The organism is Microbacterium foliorum (assembly GCF_006385575.1).
GTDB classification, from domain to species: domain Bacteria; phylum Actinomycetota; class Actinomycetes; order Actinomycetales; family Microbacteriaceae; genus Microbacterium; species Microbacterium foliorum_B.
This window is the reverse complement of sequence record NZ_CP041040.1, coordinates 2257145-2274637: the sequence shown is the minus strand read 5'-3', so window position 1 is coordinate 2274637 and position 17493 is coordinate 2257145. Positions and strand designations below refer to the sequence as shown.

Annotated in this window: 14 protein-coding genes; 9 read left to right on the top strand and 5 right to left on the bottom strand. The window is 67.5% G+C overall.

Annotation, left to right across the window (positions count from 1 at the left end; translation table 11 throughout):
- Positions 1 to 3 precede the first annotated feature (3 nt).
- Positions 4 to 663: a copper resistance CopC family protein gene (locus FIV50_RS10950; RefSeq protein WP_140037457.1), complete on the bottom strand. Its 660-nt coding sequence runs from the start codon at positions 661 to 663 to the stop codon at positions 4 to 6.
- Positions 664 to 762: 99 nt separating this feature from the next.
- Here FIV50_RS10950 and FIV50_RS10945 point away from each other — a divergent pair, with 99 nt between their 5' ends.
- The 3 genes from FIV50_RS10945 to FIV50_RS10935 all read left to right on the top strand — a co-directional run bounded on the left by FIV50_RS10945 (position 763) and on the right by FIV50_RS10935 (position 2579).
- A complete protein-coding gene (locus tag FIV50_RS10945; protein ID WP_140037456.1) occupies positions 763 to 1248 on the top strand; it encodes an FHA domain-containing protein in 486 nt (161 codons plus the stop codon).
- Entirely contained in the window at positions 1248 to 1934 is a 687-nt protein-coding gene (gene ftsR, locus FIV50_RS10940) for a transcriptional regulator FtsR (protein WP_042538473.1), read from the top strand. The genes FIV50_RS10945 and ftsR overlap by 1 nt, the downstream gene beginning before the upstream one ends.
- Positions 1935 to 2033: 99 nt before the next feature.
- Entirely contained in the window at positions 2034 to 2579 is a 546-nt protein-coding gene (locus FIV50_RS10935; RefSeq protein WP_079113096.1) for a MerR family transcriptional regulator, read from the top strand.
- Positions 2580 to 2664: 85 nt separating this feature from the next.
- On the opposite strand, the gene FIV50_RS10930 is transcribed toward FIV50_RS10935, so the two are convergent.
- Positions 2665 to 3477: a ParA family protein gene (locus FIV50_RS10930; RefSeq protein WP_140038736.1), complete on the bottom strand. Its 813-nt coding sequence runs from the start codon at positions 3475 to 3477 to the stop codon at positions 2665 to 2667.
- A 94-nt stretch (positions 3478 to 3571) separates the two neighbouring features.
- Between FIV50_RS10930 and FIV50_RS10925 the strand changes: the two genes are divergently transcribed.
- The 3 genes from FIV50_RS10925 (at position 3572) to def (ending at position 9447) form a co-directional block, all read left to right on the top strand.
- Positions 3572 to 6979, top strand: coding sequence for a pyruvate carboxylase (locus FIV50_RS10925; RefSeq protein ID WP_140037455.1), 3408 nt, complete (start codon positions 3572 to 3574; stop codon positions 6977 to 6979).
- Between the two features lie 66 nt (positions 6980 to 7045).
- The gene (locus FIV50_RS10920; RefSeq protein WP_258184221.1) at positions 7046 to 8956 is read left to right on the top strand and encodes a MinD/ParA family ATP-binding protein; all 1911 of its coding nucleotides are present in this window, start codon (positions 7046 to 7048) and stop codon (positions 8954 to 8956) included.
- Positions 8956 to 9447, top strand: a complete 492-nt coding sequence (gene def / locus FIV50_RS10915) for a peptide deformylase (protein ID WP_140037454.1) — start codon at positions 8956 to 8958, stop codon at positions 9445 to 9447. The genes FIV50_RS10920 and def overlap by 1 nt, the downstream gene beginning before the upstream one ends.
- Before the next feature lie 61 nt (positions 9448 to 9508).
- Here def and FIV50_RS10910 read toward each other — a convergent pair whose 3' ends face one another.
- Positions 9509 to 11341, bottom strand: a complete 1833-nt coding sequence (locus tag FIV50_RS10910) for an AMP-dependent synthetase/ligase (protein ID WP_140037453.1) — start codon at positions 11339 to 11341, stop codon at positions 9509 to 9511.
- Positions 11342 to 11492: 151 nt separating this feature from the next.
- Here FIV50_RS10910 and FIV50_RS10905 point away from each other — a divergent pair, with 151 nt between their 5' ends.
- The gene (locus FIV50_RS10905) at positions 11493 to 12191 is read left to right on the top strand and encodes a lysophospholipid acyltransferase family protein (protein ID WP_042538590.1); all 699 of its coding nucleotides are present in this window, start codon (positions 11493 to 11495) and stop codon (positions 12189 to 12191) included.
- Positions 12192 to 12229: 38 nt separating this feature from the next.
- Positions 12230 to 13570, top strand: a complete 1341-nt coding sequence (locus FIV50_RS10900) for a class II 3-deoxy-7-phosphoheptulonate synthase (protein ID WP_140037452.1) — start codon at positions 12230 to 12232, stop codon at positions 13568 to 13570.
- Between the two features lie 113 nt (positions 13571 to 13683).
- Here FIV50_RS10900 and pknB read toward each other — a convergent pair whose 3' ends face one another.
- Positions 13684 to 15630: a Stk1 family PASTA domain-containing Ser/Thr kinase gene (pknB, locus tag FIV50_RS10895; RefSeq protein WP_140037451.1), complete on the bottom strand. Its 1947-nt coding sequence runs from the start codon at positions 15628 to 15630 to the stop codon at positions 13684 to 13686.
- A 79-nt stretch (positions 15631 to 15709) separates the two neighbouring features.
- Positions 15710 to 16897: a LysM peptidoglycan-binding domain-containing protein gene (locus FIV50_RS10890; RefSeq protein ID WP_140037450.1), complete on the bottom strand. Its 1188-nt coding sequence runs from the start codon at positions 16895 to 16897 to the stop codon at positions 15710 to 15712.
- Positions 16898 to 17050: 153 nt separating this feature from the next.
- Between FIV50_RS10890 and FIV50_RS10885 the strand changes: the two genes are divergently transcribed.
- On the top strand, positions 17051 to 17461 hold the full coding sequence (locus tag FIV50_RS10885; protein WP_375137372.1) for an Rv2175c family DNA-binding protein: 411 nt from the start codon (positions 17051 to 17053) through the stop codon (positions 17459 to 17461).
- Positions 17462 to 17493 lie beyond the last annotated feature (32 nt).

Here is a 17493-nt window from a genome sequence, read left to right as displayed (position 1 = left end):
AGCCTATCGCTCTGATGGGACGTCGGAATCGGTGGAAGCCGGGTCGCGGCGACCGCGGACCACGAGCCAGACGACGATGCCGCCGATCACGAGAACTGCGGCGATCGCGAGCACCCAGATCAGAGTCGTGGAGGCGGATGAATCGTCGCTCTCGGGCGCAGGCGTGGCGTCGGTGCCGGGGCCCGCGGTCGCGATCGGAGCGGGAGCGGCCGTGGGGGTGTCGGTGGGTTCGGCGCTCGGCTCCGCTGTCGGGGCGGCCTCGGTGCTGTTCGCGACCGTGAAGTCGAACTCTCCTGAGGTCGGGTGGCCGTCGCTCGAGACGACCTTCCAGATCACGTGGTAGGCGCCGGCGGGGGCCTCCGTGGAGAGCTGCTGCGTGACGATCGCGCCCTCGACGGTGGCGGCGCCCTCGGTGACCGAGTCGCCGGAGGGATCCGTCACGACCACCTCGGTCGCGCCGGTCTCGTCGATGAGCTTCGCGCTGAAGGTGAGCGTCAGCTCGGCCGGGAGAGTGTCGACGGTGCTGTCGGCCTCCGGTGAGGACGCGAGCAGACTGTCGTGGGCTGAGGCGGAGAGAGGTGCGAACAGCACCAGGAACGCGGTCAGAAGGGCGGCGGCGAGTGCGACCGGAGCTGCAGGGAGGCGACGAGCTGTGGTTTTCACATCCTCAGCCTATGAAGTGTCGGTATGCGATGCCTGAGTGTGAAGCGAGCTCCCGCGAGCGGCGTCGGATCAGTTAGTCTGGACGCTTAGGAGGGCATAGTGACAGACAGCCAGAATCGATCGGGCGGAGACGCCGCGATCCACCGTCCCGGCGAGCAGAGGCACGACGTGACGCAGACGTTCGGGCACGACTCGGACCTCTCCTTCGTGCCTTTCGGCGTGGAGCTCACCGACGTGGAGCAGGGCGCCATCGCGGCTCTTCCTTCCGGTTCCGCACTGCTTCTGGTGCGCTCCGGAGCTCTTGCGGGGGCCCGCTACCTGCTCGACACCGATGTGACGACCGTGGGTCGCCACCCCGAGGCCGACATCTTCTTCGACGACGTGACCGTCTCACGCCGCCATGCAGAGGTGACTCGCAACGGCTCGACGTTCGAGATCATCGACCAGCGCTCGCTCAACGGCACGTACGTCAACGGCGAGCGGGTCGACCGCAGCGCACTGGTCGACGGCACCGAGCTTCGCGTCGGCAAGTTCCGGTTGAACTTCTTCGTCTCTCCCGTCGATCGCGTCGCGGCGATCGACTGATGGCGGCTTCTCCCGCCCGCGAACGCTCGGCGTCCGCGGGCCTTCTGAGCATCGGTCAGGTGCTCGCTCGGCTCACGCCGGAGTTTCCGGAGCTCACCTCCAGCAAGCTCCGATTCCTGGAGGTGCAGGGGATCGTCAGCCCGTCACGCACGGAGTCGGGCTATCGCAAGTTCTCGCAGGCTGACATCGAGCGACTGCGCCTCGGTCTCACACTGCAGCGCGACCACTACCTCCCTCTCAGCATCATCCGAGAGCAGCTCGACGACGCTGAGGCGAACGGCGACTCAGCCGCGCTCGCGCCGCCGCCGTCGATCACTCCGACGCCTCGCCGCTACCGCCGCAGCGAGCTGCTGTCGGCAGCCGGGGCTGGCCCGCAGCTTCTCAACGATGCGATCAGCACCGGTGTCATCGTCGCCCAGGAGAGCTATCCCGAGTCGACCGTCACCCTGCTGCGCGGCCTGGTCGCGCTCGACCGTCACGGCATCGAACCACGCCACCTGCGATCGCTGAGGCAGGGCGCTGAGCGCGAGGTCGCGCTGATCGAGTCCGCCATGTCGTCGCTGCTCCGTCGCACAGACGCCGCGTCGCGTGCGAAGGCGAGTGACATGGCGCCCAACCTCGCCGCGAAGATCGACGAAGTGCGCTCGCTCTTTGTCAAGGACGCACTCACCAGGTTGCTTTCGTAACGAACTGATTGCGACACACCTTCGGCGTCCCACGGATGTCATTGCCGGTGCCGGAGGGCTGCTCTAGCGTGGAGGTAACAGCTCCAGGGAGGATTTCAAATGAATGCGGACGAGCGTGCAGGCGACCCGCGGTTCGTGCCAGAACTCCTCTTCACCGACGGCCTGCCGGCCATGGACGACGAGGTCGGCTACCGCGGTGCGGTGGCGGCGCGTGCAGCGGGCATCACCTACCGTCAGCTGGACTACTGGGCACGCACCGAACTCGTAGAGCCCACGGTGCGAGGTGCCAGCGGCTCCGGCTCGCAGCGCCTCTACGGCTTCCGCGACATCCTCGTGCTCAAGCTCGTGAAGAGCCTGCTCGACACCGGGATCTCTCTGCAGCAGATTCGCACGGCGGTCGAAGAGCTTCGCCGCGCCGGCATCCGCGATCTCGCGGGAACGACCCTGATGAGCGACGGCGCGTCCGTCTACCTGTGCACGTCGAACGACGAGGTCATCGACCTGGTCAGTCGTGGCCAGGGCGTGTTCGGCATCGCCGTGGGAAAGGTGCTGCGCGAGGTCGAATCGACCCTCGTCGAGTTCGACGCGACATCACCCGACCCGGTCGACGAGCTGTCGGCACGTCGCACCAAGCGTTCCGCCTGAGCATCCGCGGCTCAGAGCCGCGCCCCACACGAAGAAACGGCCACCCTCGCGAGAGGATGGCCGTTCTGCTGTCTGCTGCGGCGAGTCAGGCCTGAGGCCCGGACTCCGCGACCTGGATGCGCCCGGTGCGGATGATCCGATCGAGCAGCTGGTCGAAGTCCGACGCGAGTTCCTGAGCGGAGTCGCCTGGCCAGATGTGCAGCGGCTTGGCGGCGCCCTGAGCCTGCTGCAGCGACGTGCGCTCGGGAAGCTGGGGGGAGAGCACGAGGGGGCCGAACATGTCGCGCAGTTCTTTGATGCGGAACTGGTGCTCGATCGACTGGGGGCGCACGCGGTTGACGACGATGCCCAGCGGCTGAAGACGGGGGGAGAGGCCTCGACGGATCTCCTCGATCGCGCGCAGCGCGCGGTCGGCAGCGGCGACGGAGAAGAGACCGGGTTCGGTGACGACCATTACGCGGTCGCTCGCCGCCCAGGCGGTGCGAGTGAGGGCGTTCAGCGACGGGGCGCAGTCGACGAGGACCAGGTCGTAGTCGGCTTCGACGGAGGCCAGGGCCTCTTCGAGCTTCCATACGTCGCGCACGCTGGGGTGCGGGCCGTCGAAGTTGATCGCAGACGGGCTGCCGATCAGCACGTCGATGGTTCCGGGGTGCACCTTCGCCCAGCCGCTGGAGGTGATCGCCTGGCGGACGACCTTCTCCTTCGGGTTGGCCAGGACATCGGCGATGTTGAGCCGACCGGCCACCTGGATGTCCATCCCGGTGGACACATCGGACTGAGGGTCGAGGTCGACGACGAGCGTTCGGACACCACGGGCGAAGGCCGCTGAGGCCAGGCCGAGGGTCACTGTCGTCTTGCCGACGCCTCCCTTGAGAGAGCTGACGCTGAGTACGTGCACGAACACCACGTTACCTTCCCCTAGGCTGGGTGCACACTCAGCCCCGCCCCATGCGCGCCGATCAGAAGTGCGCATCGAGCTTCCAGAGGTGTGCATGTTCCAGAAGATCCTTGTGGCGAACCGCGGCGAGATCGCGATCCGCGCCTTCCGTGCGGCATTCGAAGTCGGGGCGAGAACGGTCGCCGTCTTCCCGCATGAGGACCGCGGCTCGGTCCACCGGCTCAAGGCCGATGAGGCCTACGAGATCGGCGAGCGGGGGCATCCGGTCCGCGCATACCTGGACGTCGACGAGATCATCCGTGTCGCGAAGGATGCGGGAGCGGACGCGATCTATCCCGGCTACGGATTCCTGTCGGAGAATCCCGAGCTCGCCGAGAAGGCTGCGGCGAACGGCATCGTCTTCATCGGGCCGCCCTCAAAGGTGCTCGAGATGGCGGGGAACAAGGTCGAGGCCAAGCGCCACGCTATCGAGGCCGGGGTTCCCGTGCTCCGTTCGACCGAGGCATCCGACGATGTCGACGCGCTCGTGGCCCAGGCATCGGAGATCGGCTTCCCGCTGTTCGCCAAGGCCGTGGCCGGCGGTGGCGGTCGTGGCATGCGCCGGGTCGAGTCGGCGGCGGAGCTCGCGCCGGCACTGGCAGAGGCGATGCGCGAGGCGGAGAGCGCCTTCGGCGACCCGCGGATGTTCCTCGAGCAGGCCGTCCTTCGTCCCCGGCACATCGAGGTGCAGATCCTCGCGGACAAGACCGGTGAGACCGTCCACCTGTTCGAACGCGACTGCTCGGTGCAGCGTCGACACCAGAAGGTCGTCGAGATCGCACCGGCGCCGAATCTCGACGACAGCATCCGCACCGCACTGCACGGATACGCGGTCGCTTTCGCGCGATCCATCGGATACGAGAATGCGGGAACGGTCGAGTTCCTGCTCGAGACCGCGGGGGAGCGCACCGGAGAGGTCGTCTTCATCGAGATGAATCCGCGCATCCAGGTCGAGCACACCGTCACCGAAGAGGTGACCGACGTCGATCTCGTGCAGAGTCAGATACGCATCGCCGCGGGTCAGACCCTCGCGGAACTGGGACTGGAGCAGCACCGACTGCAGGTGCGTGGTGCCGCGCTGCAGTGCCGCATCACCACGGAGGACCCGACTCAGGGATTCCGGCCTGATACGGGCAAGATCACCACCTACCGCTCACCGGGTGGCGCGGGCATCCGTCTCGACGGCGGAACCGTGCATCAGGGCGCGCAGATCAGTCCGCACTTCGACTCGATGCTCGCCAAGCTGACCTGCCGTGGGCGCGACTACCCGGCGGCCGTGGCGCGCGCTCGGCGGGCGCTGGCCGAGTTCCGCATTCGCGGCGTCTCGACCAACATCCCGTTCCTGCAGGCGCTGCTGGACGACGACGCGTTCATCGCCGGTGACGTGAGCACGTCCTTCATCGACGAGCGCCCGGATCTCCTCCGTGGTCGTGAGTCGAAGGACCGCGGCACCCGAATCCTCAACTGGCTGGTCGACGTCACGGTCAACAAGCCGCACGGGGCGCACCCCGGTTCGCTGGACCCGGCTGCCAAGCTCCCCGCCGTCGACCTCGCCTCGACCCCGACCGCCGGTTCGCGACAGCGTCTGCTCGAGCTGGGCCCGGAGGGCTTCGCCCGGAGCCTGCGCGCGCAGAGCGCTCTCGCGATCACCGACACGACCTTCCGCGATGCACACCAGTCCCTGCTCGCGACACGAGTGCGCACGAAGGACCTCGTCGCAGCCGGACCGCACATCGCCCGGCTGACGCCGGAGCTGCTCTCGGTGGAGGCCTGGGGAGGCGCGACCTACGATGTCGCACTGCGCTTCCTCGGGGAAGACCCCTGGGAGCGTCTCGACAAGCTGCGGGCCGCGCTTCCGAATGTCGCCATCCAGATGCTCCTGCGTGGACGCAACACCGTGGGCTACACGCCCTACCCGACCGCCGTGACCGAGGCCTTCGTTCAGGAGGCCGCGGCGAGCGGGGTCGACATCTTCAGGATCTTCGATGCGCTCAACGACGTCGAGCAGATGCGTCCGGCGATCGAGGCTGTTCGCAGCACGGGTACGGCGGTCGCCGAGGTGGCGCTCTGCTACACGGGTGACCTTCTGAACCCCGCCGAGGATCTGTACACGCTCGACTATTACCTGAAGCTCGCGGATCAGATCGTCGATGCCGGAGCGCACATCATCGCGATCAAGGACATGGCGGGACTTCTGCGCCCCGCGGCGGCGGCGAAGCTCGTCGCCGCACTGCGCGAGCGCTTCGACCTGCCCGTGCACCTGCACACGCACGACACCCCCGGCGGCCAGCTCGCCACACTGCTCGCTGCGAGCGCCGCAGGAGTGGATGCGGTGGATGCAGCATCCGCTCCGCTCTCAGGCACCACCAGCCAGCCTTCTCTCTCCTCGCTCGTCGCGGCGCTCGCGCATACGGATCGTGACAGCGGCATCTCCCTCGACAGCGTCTCGGACCTCGAGCCGTACTGGGAGGCGGTCCGTCGGATGTACGCCCCGTTCGAGTCGGGACTCCCCGGCCCCACCGGGCGGGTCTACCACCACGAGATCCCAGGCGGGCAGCTGTCGAACCTCCGTCAGCAGGCGAAGGCGCTCGGTCTCGCAGACGACTTCGAGCTGATCGAGGACATGTACGCCGCGGCCGATCGAATCCTGGGACGCGTTCCCAAGGTGACGCCCTCGTCGAAGGTGGTCGGCGACCTCGCCCTGCACTTGGCCGCGGTCAAGGCGGATCCCGCTGATTTCGAGGCGAACCCCGAGAAGTACGACGTGCCTGACTCGGTGGTCGGTTTCATGGCCGGCGAACTCGGCGACCTCCCCGGTGGATGGCCCGAGCCTTTCCGCACGAAGGTGCTGGCGGGGCGTTCGGTGCGCATCGGCACGACCGAGATCTCCGACGACGACGAGGCAGCGCTGGCGGGTGACAGTGCGACCCGCCGTGCGCGGCTCAACACGCTGCTGTTTCCTGCTCCCATGCGTGAGTTCACCGAGAATCGCGAACTGTTCGGCGATCTCTCGGTGCTCGACACCGCTGACTACCTCTACGGTCTCGTGCAGGGCCAGGAGCACGTCGTCGAGATCGACCGCGGCGTCCAGCTCTATGTGGGTCTCGAAGCGATCGGCGACGCAGACGACAAGGGCATGCGCACCGTCATGACGACCCTCAACGGTCAGCTGCGGCCGGTGTTCGTGCGCGACAGATCGGTGGCGGTCGACGTTCACGAGATCGAGAAGGCCGACACCGCGGTGCCGGGTCAGGTGGCCGCGCCGTTCTCCGGCGTCGTGACGCTGAAAGCAGACGTCGGTGACTCGGTGCGCGCCGGTGAGCCGGTCGCATCCATCGAAGCGATGAAGATGGAGGCGGCCATCACCGCCCCCGTCGACGGCGTCGTGGAACGCCTCGCGATCGGCGCGACGCAGCAGGTCGAGGCCGGGGATCTTTTGGTCGTCATCCGCCCCGCGCACTAATCTTGTGCGGGCGAGGCCGCGTTCGACGCAACGCACCCGAGGCCCGCACAAGCTTGGAGCGACACAGTGACCCCGAAGAACGTGGCAGACAACCCGGACGACGAGTCCAGAGGGGTCCTCGACGACGCTACGTCGTTGGACACCTCGGCCATCGGCATACTCGGCAACACGGCACAGGTGAGCGTCGTGCTCCCGAAGGACGATGACGACGACCTGGAGGACGACGGCGTCGTCGAGGGCGAGGTCGTCGCCGATCTGATCATCGACGAGCCGGTCGCCGCGGCGAAGGCTGCTGCTGAGATCGCACCCGCACCGCTCGGCGCGGCCCCGATGATCATCGAGCTGCCACCGGAGCCTGCTGCGGACGACGAGCCGGCCGGGTCGATCGAGAAGCCGGAGCCCGAGGTGGTACCGGACCCTGAGGTGGAAGCCTCTTCCGAGCCCGAGCCCGAGCCCGAGCCCGAGCCCGAGGCGGAGCCCGAGCCCGAGCCCGAGCTTGAGCCCGAGGCGGAGCTTGAGCCTGAGGCGGAGCTTGAGCCCGAGGCGGAACTTGAGCCGGAGCCCGAATTGGAGCCCGAGCCTGAACTCGAGCCTGAACTCGAGCCTGAACTCGAGCCGGAGCCGGACCCCGAGCCGGAGCCCGAGCCGGAACTGGAGCCCGAGCCGGAGCCGGACCCCGAGCCCGAGCCGGAGCCCGAGCCCGAACCGGCACGCATGCGCGAACGCGCACCCCGAACTGCACCCGTGACAACCGCCGACACGGCCGCCTCGGCTGCGTCGCACGCTGCGCCCACCGATGCGGCCGCAGCAGCGGAAGCCGCCGCTGCGGCAGCGTTCATCGCCAGGGCGAAAGCAGACCTCGACGCCGCGCCCAGCTCACGGAGATCATCGGCAGCATCGTCCCTCGCCAAGAAGGAGAGTTCGGTCATGAACGCTGACAAGCCCCGGCGGGCCGCGACACCGGCCACCCGATCGGGTCGCGCAGACGCGCAGCTCTCTGCGAAGCGTCTGGACGATCTCGGCGACTCGTCTCGCGAGAGCGCGGATCTGCTCACCGCAGACCGACTGCTCGATCCGCACCGCATGACCAAGCCTGAGCCTGAGGGCGCCTGGAGTCACTTCCTCTACGCGATCTCCGGTCGCCGCATCAACATCGGAGACGGACGACGAGCGCGCGAGCGCAAGGCGCTGAGTGCCAGGATCGCCGCGCCGATCGTCGGCGGCGCACGATTCGTTCCGGTGCTGTCTCGCAAGGGCGGAGTCGGCAAGACGACGATCACCGCTCTGCTGGGTATGGCCCTCGCCGATGCCCGTGACGATCGCGTGATCGCGGTCGACGCCAACCCCGATCGCGGCACCCTCGCCGAGCGCGTGGTTCGCCCGAACCACAACAAGTCGGTGCGCGATCTCGTCCGGATCCATGACGAGGTCAGGGGATATCACGACATCTCCGCGATCGTCGCACGAGACGCCACCCGCCTCGACGTGCTCGCCTCGGATTCCGACCCGCGGATCGCAGAGGCCTTCAGCGACAGCGACTACCGGGACGTGGCCGGCGTCGCCGCGCACTATTACTCGCTCGTGCTCACCGACACCGGCACCGGCATCGTGCACTCGGTGATGTCGGCCACGCTCGATCTCGCCGATCAGATCGTGATCGTCTCGGGGCTGAGCGTCGATGAGGCGCGCCTGGCGTCGGAGACTCTGACCTGGCTCGAGAGCAACGGATACGCCGAGCAAGCGCGTGAGGCCGTCGTGGTTCTGAACCAGTCGACTCCCGGTGCCCCGCTCGTGCGTCTCAACGAACTCGAGGCCCACTTCCGCACGAGGGCGAAGCATGTCGTGCGGATGCCGTACGACGCTCAGATCGCCGGGGGCGGGACCATCGTCTTCGCCAACCTGCAGCCGGAGACCCGAGTGGCGGCGCGCGAGCTCGCTGCGCTGCTCGTCGAGGGACTGCGAGCGAAGGTCGACTGATGGCGGTGCGTGAGATCCGGGTCTTCGGAGACCCCGTGCTTCGCTCCGTCTGCGCACCGATCGACACTGTCGACGACGGTGTTCGTGCGCTCGTGGCCGACCTGATCGACACCGTCGAGCTGCCGGGGCGCGCCGGCGTCGCCGCTCCGCAGATCGGTGTCGCGCTCCGCGCCTTCAGCTACAACATCGACGGCGACATCGGCTATGTGCTCAATCCCGTACTGACCGAGGTCCGTGGCGACCCCGTGCCGACGGGGGAGGGCTGTCTGTCCGTCCCCGGCCTCTGGCATGACGCACTGCGCCACCCCTGGGCGAGGGTCGAAGGCATCGACCTCGACGGCCAGCCGGTGGTCCTGGAAGGAAGCGGGCTGATGGCGCAGGCGCTTCAGCACGAGACCGATCACCTCGATGGCAGGCTCTACCTCACGAGACTCGACGCCGAGACGCGCAAGCGTGCGATGCGCGAGGTCAGAGAGAGCGCCTGGTTCTGAACCTCGGATGGATATGAGAAAGGCCCCGCCGAAGCGGGGCCTTTCTCATATCTCGCGGCGGTCAGCCTCCGAGGGCGACGTTGGTCGTGGTGACGGGCTCATCGTAGATGGCGGCGATCTCATCGGCGAAGTCGCTCATGATCACGTTGCGCTTGATCGACATCTTGGGCGTGAGATGACCCGATGCCTCGGTCCACTCGCTGTCGAGCACCGTGAACTTGCGGATCGACTCGGCGCGGGACACCCGGGCGTTGGCGGCATCCACCGCCTTCTGGATCTCGGCCCGGACCGCATCGTTCTTCGCCGCCTCAGCGAGCGACATCTCCTTGGGGAGTCCGGCGTTGGCGAGCCAGGTCGGCAGCATCTCGGGGTCGAGCGTGATGAGCGCCGAGATGAACGGACGCTGGTCTCCGACGACCACCACCTGTCCGATGATCGGGTTCGCGCGGATCGGGTCCTCGAGGGCCGCGGGCGCGACGTTCTTGCCGCCCGCCGTCACGATGATCTCCTTCTTGCGACCGGTGATCGTGAGGAAGCCCTCGGAGTCGAAGCTGCCGATGTCGCCGGTGCGGAACCAGCCTCCCTCGCTGAACGCGTCGGCGGTGGCCTCGGGGTTGTTCCAGTACTCCTTGAACACGTTGATGCCTCGCACCTCGATCTCGCCGTCGTCAGCGAGCCGTACGCCCACACCGGGGAGTGCCGGGCCGACGGTGCCGATCTTCGACTTGTCTGCGAGGTTCACTGTCGCGGGAGCGGTCGTCTCGGTCAGGCCGTAGCCCTCGAGGATCACCACGCCGAGACTGTGGAAGAAGTGGCCGAGTCGCGCACCGAGGGGAGCCGAACCCGACACGGCGTAGACGACGTTGCCGCCCATCGCTTCGCGCAGCTTGCTGTACACGAGCTTGTTGAACAGCGCGAACTTCAGCTTGGTCCCGAACGGGATGCTCTTGCCCTCTTCGAGGAGCTTCGAGTGCTGGATCGCGACGTCGGCGGCCGCTCGGAAGATCTTGCCCTTGCCGCCTGCTTCGGCCTTCTGCTCCGCCGAGTTGTAGACCTTCTCGAACACCCGCGGCACCGCGAGCAGGAACGTCGGCTTGAACGAGCCGAGCGCCGGGAGCAGCTGTCGCGTGTCGGGCTGGTGCCCGGTGCGGACACCCGCGTGGATGTTCAGGATCGAGATGAACCGGGCGAACACATGCGCGGTGGTGATGAACAGCAGCGTCGATGCGCCGGGCGTCTGAACGACCGCGTCCAGCGCCTTGGCGGAGTTGCGGCAGAGCTCGACGAAGTTGCTGTGCGTGAGAACGCAGCCCTTCGGGCGACCCGTCGAGCCGGAGGTGTAGATGAGCGTCGCGATGTCGGAGCCCACGGCGATGCTGCGCAGGCGCTCGATCTCGGCATCCGGCACCGATGCGCCCTGAGCGGTCAACGAGTCGATCGCGCCGAGGTGCAGCTGCCAGACCTCGCGGAGCAGGGGGAGGTCTCCGCGAACCTCGTCGAGACGCGCGAAGTGGTCGGGGGACTCGACGACGAGAGCGATGGCTCCCGAGTCCTCGAGGATCCACTGGATCTGCGACGGCGAGCTGGTCTCGTAGATCGGCACCATCACGGCGCCCGCGTAGAACAGGGCGAAGTCGACGAGCGTCCAGTCGTACGTGGTGCGGGCGAGGAAACCCACCTTCTCGCCCGGCTGGATGCCGGCGGCGACGAAGCCCTTGGCCAGTGCGATGACGGCGGTCTCGAAGTCGGCAGCGGTGATGTCGCGCCAACCCTCGCCTTCGGGCACCGAGAACAGAGGACGATCCGGCGTCGCCTTGACGCGCTGTGCCAGCAGGTCTGAGACGTTCGCTTCTGGGTCGGCGGGGATGACGGCAGGGACTTCAAACTGGACCACGGCAGCTCCTTCGGTACCGGTCGGGCACTGGGTTGCACACGAGTCTAGAGCATGGGACTCAGTCGCACATGAGGTGGGACTCGGTCGCCAATCACGTGTCGTTCGTGCGACGCGCTGGCGGATGCCGATTGCGGCGCTAGACTTCACCTCGATGTTCTACTGGCTGATGAAGTACGTGGCGATCGGTCCCGTGGTCAAAGCGATATTCCGACCTTGGGTGGTCGGGCGTGCGAACATCCCCGCAAACGGTGCCGCGATCCTCGCCAGCAATCACCTGTCGTTCGCCGACTCGATCTTCCTCCCGCTGATGATCGACCGCCCGATGTCGTTCCTCGCCAAGAGCGACTACTTCACCGGACGCGGACTCAAGGGCTGGGCGACGAAGTTCTTCATGAAGGCGACGGGGCAGATCCCGATCGATCGCTCGGGCGGCAAAGCCTCGGAGGCATCTCTGAACACCGGCCTGCAGGTGCTCGGACGCGGAGACCTGCTCGGCATCTACCCCGAGGGCACGCGAAGCCCCGACGGGAGGCTGTATCGAGGTCGCACAGGCATCGCGCGCATGGCCATGGAGGCGAAGGTCCCCGTGGTTCCCGTGATCATGGTCGACACCGACACGGCGATGCCGATCGGGCAGCGTCTGCCTCGCGTGGTGAGGGTCGGGATCGTCATCGGCGAGCCGCTGGACTTCTCCCGATACGCGGGCATGGAGAACGACCGCTACATCCTGCGGTCCGTCACAGACGAGATCATGGTCGCCCTCCAGAGGCTGGGCGAGCAGCAGTACGACGACGTGTATGCATCGAGCGTGAAGGACAGGCTCCCAGCCCGCGTCACACAGCGCTCCTGAGGCATCTCGACTTCGCCGCGCGCACTAGGCTGGATATCATGCTCCAGCACGACATCGACGCGCTTGACGCGTGGCGCTCGCTCCCGATCAAGCAGCAGCCTCAGTGGCTCGACGCCGAGCGCGTCTCCGAGGTCTCCGCGCAGATCTCGACGCTTCCGCCCCTGGTGTTCGCCGGCGAGGTCGACAACCTCCGCGATCGCCTCGCGCGCGCGGCGTCGGGCAAGGCGTTCCTGCTTCAGGGCGGCGACTGCGCAGAGACCTTCGCCGGCGCGACCGCCGATCAGATCCGCAACCGCATCAAGACCGTTCTGCAGATGGCGGTCGTGCTGACGTATGGGGCGTCGATGCCGGTCGTCAAGATGGGGCGCATGGCGGGTCAGTTCGCCAAGCCGCGTTCCAGCGACACCGAGACCCGTGGCGATGTGACGCTCCCCGCGTACCGCGGCGACATCGTGAACGGCTACGACTTCACCGAGGCCTCCCGCCGAGCCGATCCGGGTCGCCTGCTGCAGGGGTACCACACCGCTGCATCGACGCTCAACCTGATCCGTGCATTCACACAGGGTGGCTTCGCCGACCTGCGCGAGGTGCACTCGTGGAACAAGGGCTTCGCGCAGAACCCGGCCAACCAGCGCTACGAGCGCATGGCAGCCGAGATCGACCGGGCCATCAAGTTCATGGAGGCGGCCGGCGCCGACTTCGACGAACTCACTCGCGTCGAGTTCTTCACGGGCCACGAGGGCCTGCTCATGGACTACGAGCGCCCGATGACCCGCATCGACTCCCGTACGGACACGCCGTTCAACACCTCGGCGCACTTCCTGTGGATCGGTGAGCGCACGCGCGAGCTCGACGGCGCGCACGTCGACTACTTCTCGAAGATCCGCAACCCGATCGGCGTCAAGCTCGGTCCGACCACGACGCCCGAGACCGCTCTCGCGCTGATCGACAAGCTCGACCCGAACCGCGAGCCCGGGCGTCTGACGTTCATCACGCGCATGGGTGCGGGCAAGATCCGCGATGCCCTGCCGCCGCTGCTCGAGGCCGTACGTGATTCGGGCGCGCAGCCGCTGTGGGTCACCGACCCGATGCACGGCAACGGGATCACGACGCCCACCGGGTACAAGACGCGTCGTTTCGATGACGTCGTCGACGAGGTGCGTGGCTTCTTCGAGGCGCACCGCGCTGTGGGAACCTTCCCCGGCGGCATCCACGTCGAGCTCACCGGCGACGACGTCACCGAGTGCCTCGGAGGATCCGAGCACATCGACGAGGCCGCCCTGGCCACCCGCTACGAGAGCCTCTGTGACCCTCGCCTCAACCACATGCAGTCGCTCGAACTGGCCTTCCTCGTCGCGGAAGAGCTCGAGAAGCGCTGACCACCGAACCTCCGAGAATGACGGCCCTTCCCGCGTGCGGGGAGGGCCGTCATTCTGCATGCCGCAGCCGTAGGCGCACGGCGAGTGGACCAGCGGTCCTGGACGGCTTCGCCCTAGAACGCGCTGCTTCGAATCTGAAGCGTGATCTCCGTGCCCTTCGCGCGCTGAGAGCCTGCCCCAGGGTCTGAGCCGGTGACCTCGGTGAAATCGTTCGGGAACGCATTCCAGATGCCGTTCCAGGTCGGTTCGAAACCTGCATCGCGGATCGTCTGGGCCGCCTCGTCCCGGCTGAGTCCCTCGACCTCAGGCACCGGGAACAGCTCGGGCCCCTTCGAGACGATCAGCTGGACAGTGTCGCCGGGGCGTCGGTTGCCCTCCTCGGCGCGGTCGGTGACTCCGATGACGATGTCCTTCGCGACGGAATCGCTGAAGACGAACTGCGAATCGGAGTTGACCTCGACGCCTTTGTCGCGGAGCGTGTTCGTCGCCTGGTCCACGCTCATCCCCGCGACATCGGGGAACGCGCCGGCCGAGACGTAGAGTTCGACGGTGTCGTCCTCGAAGAGCTCGCAGCCCTCGGCGCATGCATACACCTCGCCGCCGGCGCGGGGTGTCACGAAGGCATTGATCACTCGCCCGGCCTCGGCATCGGAGAAGAGAAGCAGGGGAGTCTCGGTGACGTTGACCTTGATGTCCGCGAGGTAGTCGCGGGCCTCCTGCTCGGTCTTGCCGTTGAGGGTCTCCGCCGTGTGCGATGCGGGGCCCGAGGAGACGAAGACCGTGACCTCGGTGCCCTTGTCGAGTCGTTCGCCCTCATCGGGATCCGTCCGGATCGTCTCCCCGCTGGGGACGTCGATGGAGCTCTCCTCACCGCGCACAGGGACGAACCCCTCGGCGGTCAATGCCGAGGCGGCATCGTCGTACGACAGTCCGACGACTCCGGGCACGGCGACGAGGGAGCCCGGGCCGGATCCGAACCACCACCCGACACCGCCGGCCACCGTGGCGAGGAGAAGCACCAGCGTCAGCAGGAATGCACCACGTGCGCGGCGTCGCGATGAACGACGCCGCAGGAGCGTGGCGTTGTCGACCGCGGCCTGCACCGGGGCGGTGGGGTCGGCGATGACCATCGTGCTCGGCATGACCTTGGTGAGGTCAGCGGAGTCGGCCTGAGAGCGTTGCGAGGCTGTGGCGGCCGCGACGGCGGGGGCGATGCCCAGACCGCGCTCGATCTCACGCAGACGCTCCAGCATCTGACCGGCGTCGTCGGGGCGCTCGTCCGGTGACTTCTCCGTGGCCCAGAGCACGAGCTCATCGAGCTGCTCCGGCACGCCGGGGTTGCGGACGCTCGGACGCGGCACCGACTCGGTGGCGTGCTGGAAGGCGATCTGCATCGGCTGCTCGCCTTTATAGGGCTGTTCGCCGACGAGCATCTCGTAGAGCATGATGCCGAGTGCGTAGATGTCGCTCCTGGCATCGGCCGTTCCTCGTGTGACGAGCTCGGGTGCGAGGTAGGCGATGGTGCCGAGCAGCTGCTGGCCTGTGGCCGTGTTCGCGGTCGTCGCCCGGGCGAGACCGAAATCGCCGATCTTGATGCGACCGTCTTCGGCCAGCAGCACGTTTTCGGGCTTCACGTCACGGTGCACGATTCCGGCGCGGTGCGCTGCCGACAGCCCGGCGAGCACGGCATCCATGATCGTGATCGTCTGCGGGACCGTGAGACGCTTCTGCTCGCGAAGGAGTTCGCGCAGCGTGATGCCGGGGAGATACTCCATCACCAGGTAGGCGAGCTCGCCGTCCTGGCCCTGATCGAACACGTTCACGACGTGCGGGTCGGCCAGTCGCGCCGCCGCGCGAGCCTCTTGGATGAACTTGCTCTGGAAGGCGGAATCGTCACTGAGGTGAGCGTGCATGACCTTCAGAGCGATGCGCCGCTCGAGTCGAAGATCCGTCGCGACGTACACCGTAGCCATGCCTCCGCGGGCGATCCGGGCCCGCACGCGGTATCGACCGTCGACAAGCCGCCCGATGAGGGGGTCGGCCTGCTGATTGGTCGTCACGTCAAGATTCTATGGAGAACTGCCTGAAAGCCCGGGGAGCGGCTCGCCCCTTGCACCTGCGGGTTTGCCCGAAAGGCGATCAACCGTGTTGGCTGAGCCACTGATGGGCCTGGGTCTCCCACTGGCCGTATCGCTCGGGGTACGCCGAGATCTGCACTGCCTGCGCGGCATCCGTGAATCGCAGGCTCTCCCAGCCGGGGATGTCGAGAAGTCCGCGAGAGGCTGCTCCATTCGGGTCTGCGGAGCCGCCGTAGAAGACTCGGGTGCTGCGGTCGGGGTCGACGGCCTGCTCGGGGGTTCCCCAGCCCATGCTCGGACGCTGCTGGAAGAGCCCGAGCGAGTCACGGTCGCCCCACGACAGATTGCGCATGCTGGATTCGACCATCGCGGTGGCGAGGGCGATCGCGATCGCGCGGTCGGGCACGCCGAGATCGCGGCCCACGCGGATGATGATCGAGGCGTTGCCGGCCTGTTCGGCGTCGAGGTTCGCGAACAGCTGAGCCGGTGGTGCGGTGGTGACCGCAGCGGGCGCCGGAGCAGTGACCGGCGCTGCGGCGACGACCAGATTCTGACCGGCGTAGATGATCGCGCCCGAAGCCAGTCCGTTGAGCGCGTAGAGCTGCGCGACGGTCGTGCCGTACTTCTTCGCGATCGCGAACAGGGTGTCGCCTGCGGCCACAGCGTGGGTCTGGCCGCCGGCCGCCACTGGAGCGGGTGGGGTCGCAGGGGCCGCCGCCGCGGGTGGGGGAGCGGAAGATCCGGTGAGTGCGAGCTGCTGACCGGGGTAGATGACGGATGCCCGGGTGAGGCCGTTCGCGGCGAGCACGGCATCGACGCTCGTGCCATGCCGCTGCGCGATGCTGAACACGGTGTCGCCCGCGGCGACCGTGTGAGTGGCGGCCGAGCCCGTCGGGGCCGGTGCCGCGGGAGCCGTGGGGGCGGTGCCCGCCGTCAGCGAGAGGGTCTGACCCGGGTAGATCACCGAACGCCAGCTGAGCCCGTTCCAGGTGAGCACGTCGACCGTCCGGAGCGCGAAGCGGTTCGCGATCGATGAGATCGTGTCACCCGGCTGCACGGTGTAGGAGGCGGGAGGCGCTTCGGCGGGGGCGAGGCGCGTCGGGGTCGACTGGAGCCGCTCGATCGGCGATGAGACGGCCTCCGCGGCAGCGGGGGTGGCGGCGATCGCAGCCGACAGTGTGCCCAGCACGGCGGCGGGTACCCCGAGCTGGATATAGCGCGTTCGTCGCGCGACAGCATGCGTTGTCAAGGTGGTCTCCCTTGTTCGACGTCCGCCCACGCTGACACGTATGTAAACGGAAGTCAACAGAAGTGACTGATGATGCTGGTGATACGGGTGTGATCTCCCGGGCCGCGACCGGACGGAAATGCGGTCGGCTCCCAGAGGTGAGATAGTTGCAACGTGTCTGTGTCGTCTGAAAGCAATCCCTCCGAAACCCCGCAGTCCGAGGTCGCGTCCGAGGACGCCGTGAGCGCCCCCGGCGTCACCGCCACCGAGTGGCTGACCATGCCCGATCTCGTCGACGTGCTCGATGAGACGTTGGGCCGCGTGCGTCGGCTGATCGACGAGCACTACCTGATCGGGTCGCGTCGCTCGGGCGTATTCGCGGTTCCGTCGGTGTTCATCGTCGACGACCACCCGCTGTCCTCGCTGCGCGGCACCATCATCGTCCTGCAGGACGCGGGCTTCACCGATGACGAGGTCATCGACTGGCTGCTCACCTCTGACGAAGAGCTGGGCCGCTCGCCGATCGACGCGCTTCTCGCCGGCCACAAGAGCGCTGTGCGCAGGGTCGCCCGAACCCTCGCCTGAACCGGGCGGTCGCTGCCGCTCGAACCGTCGGT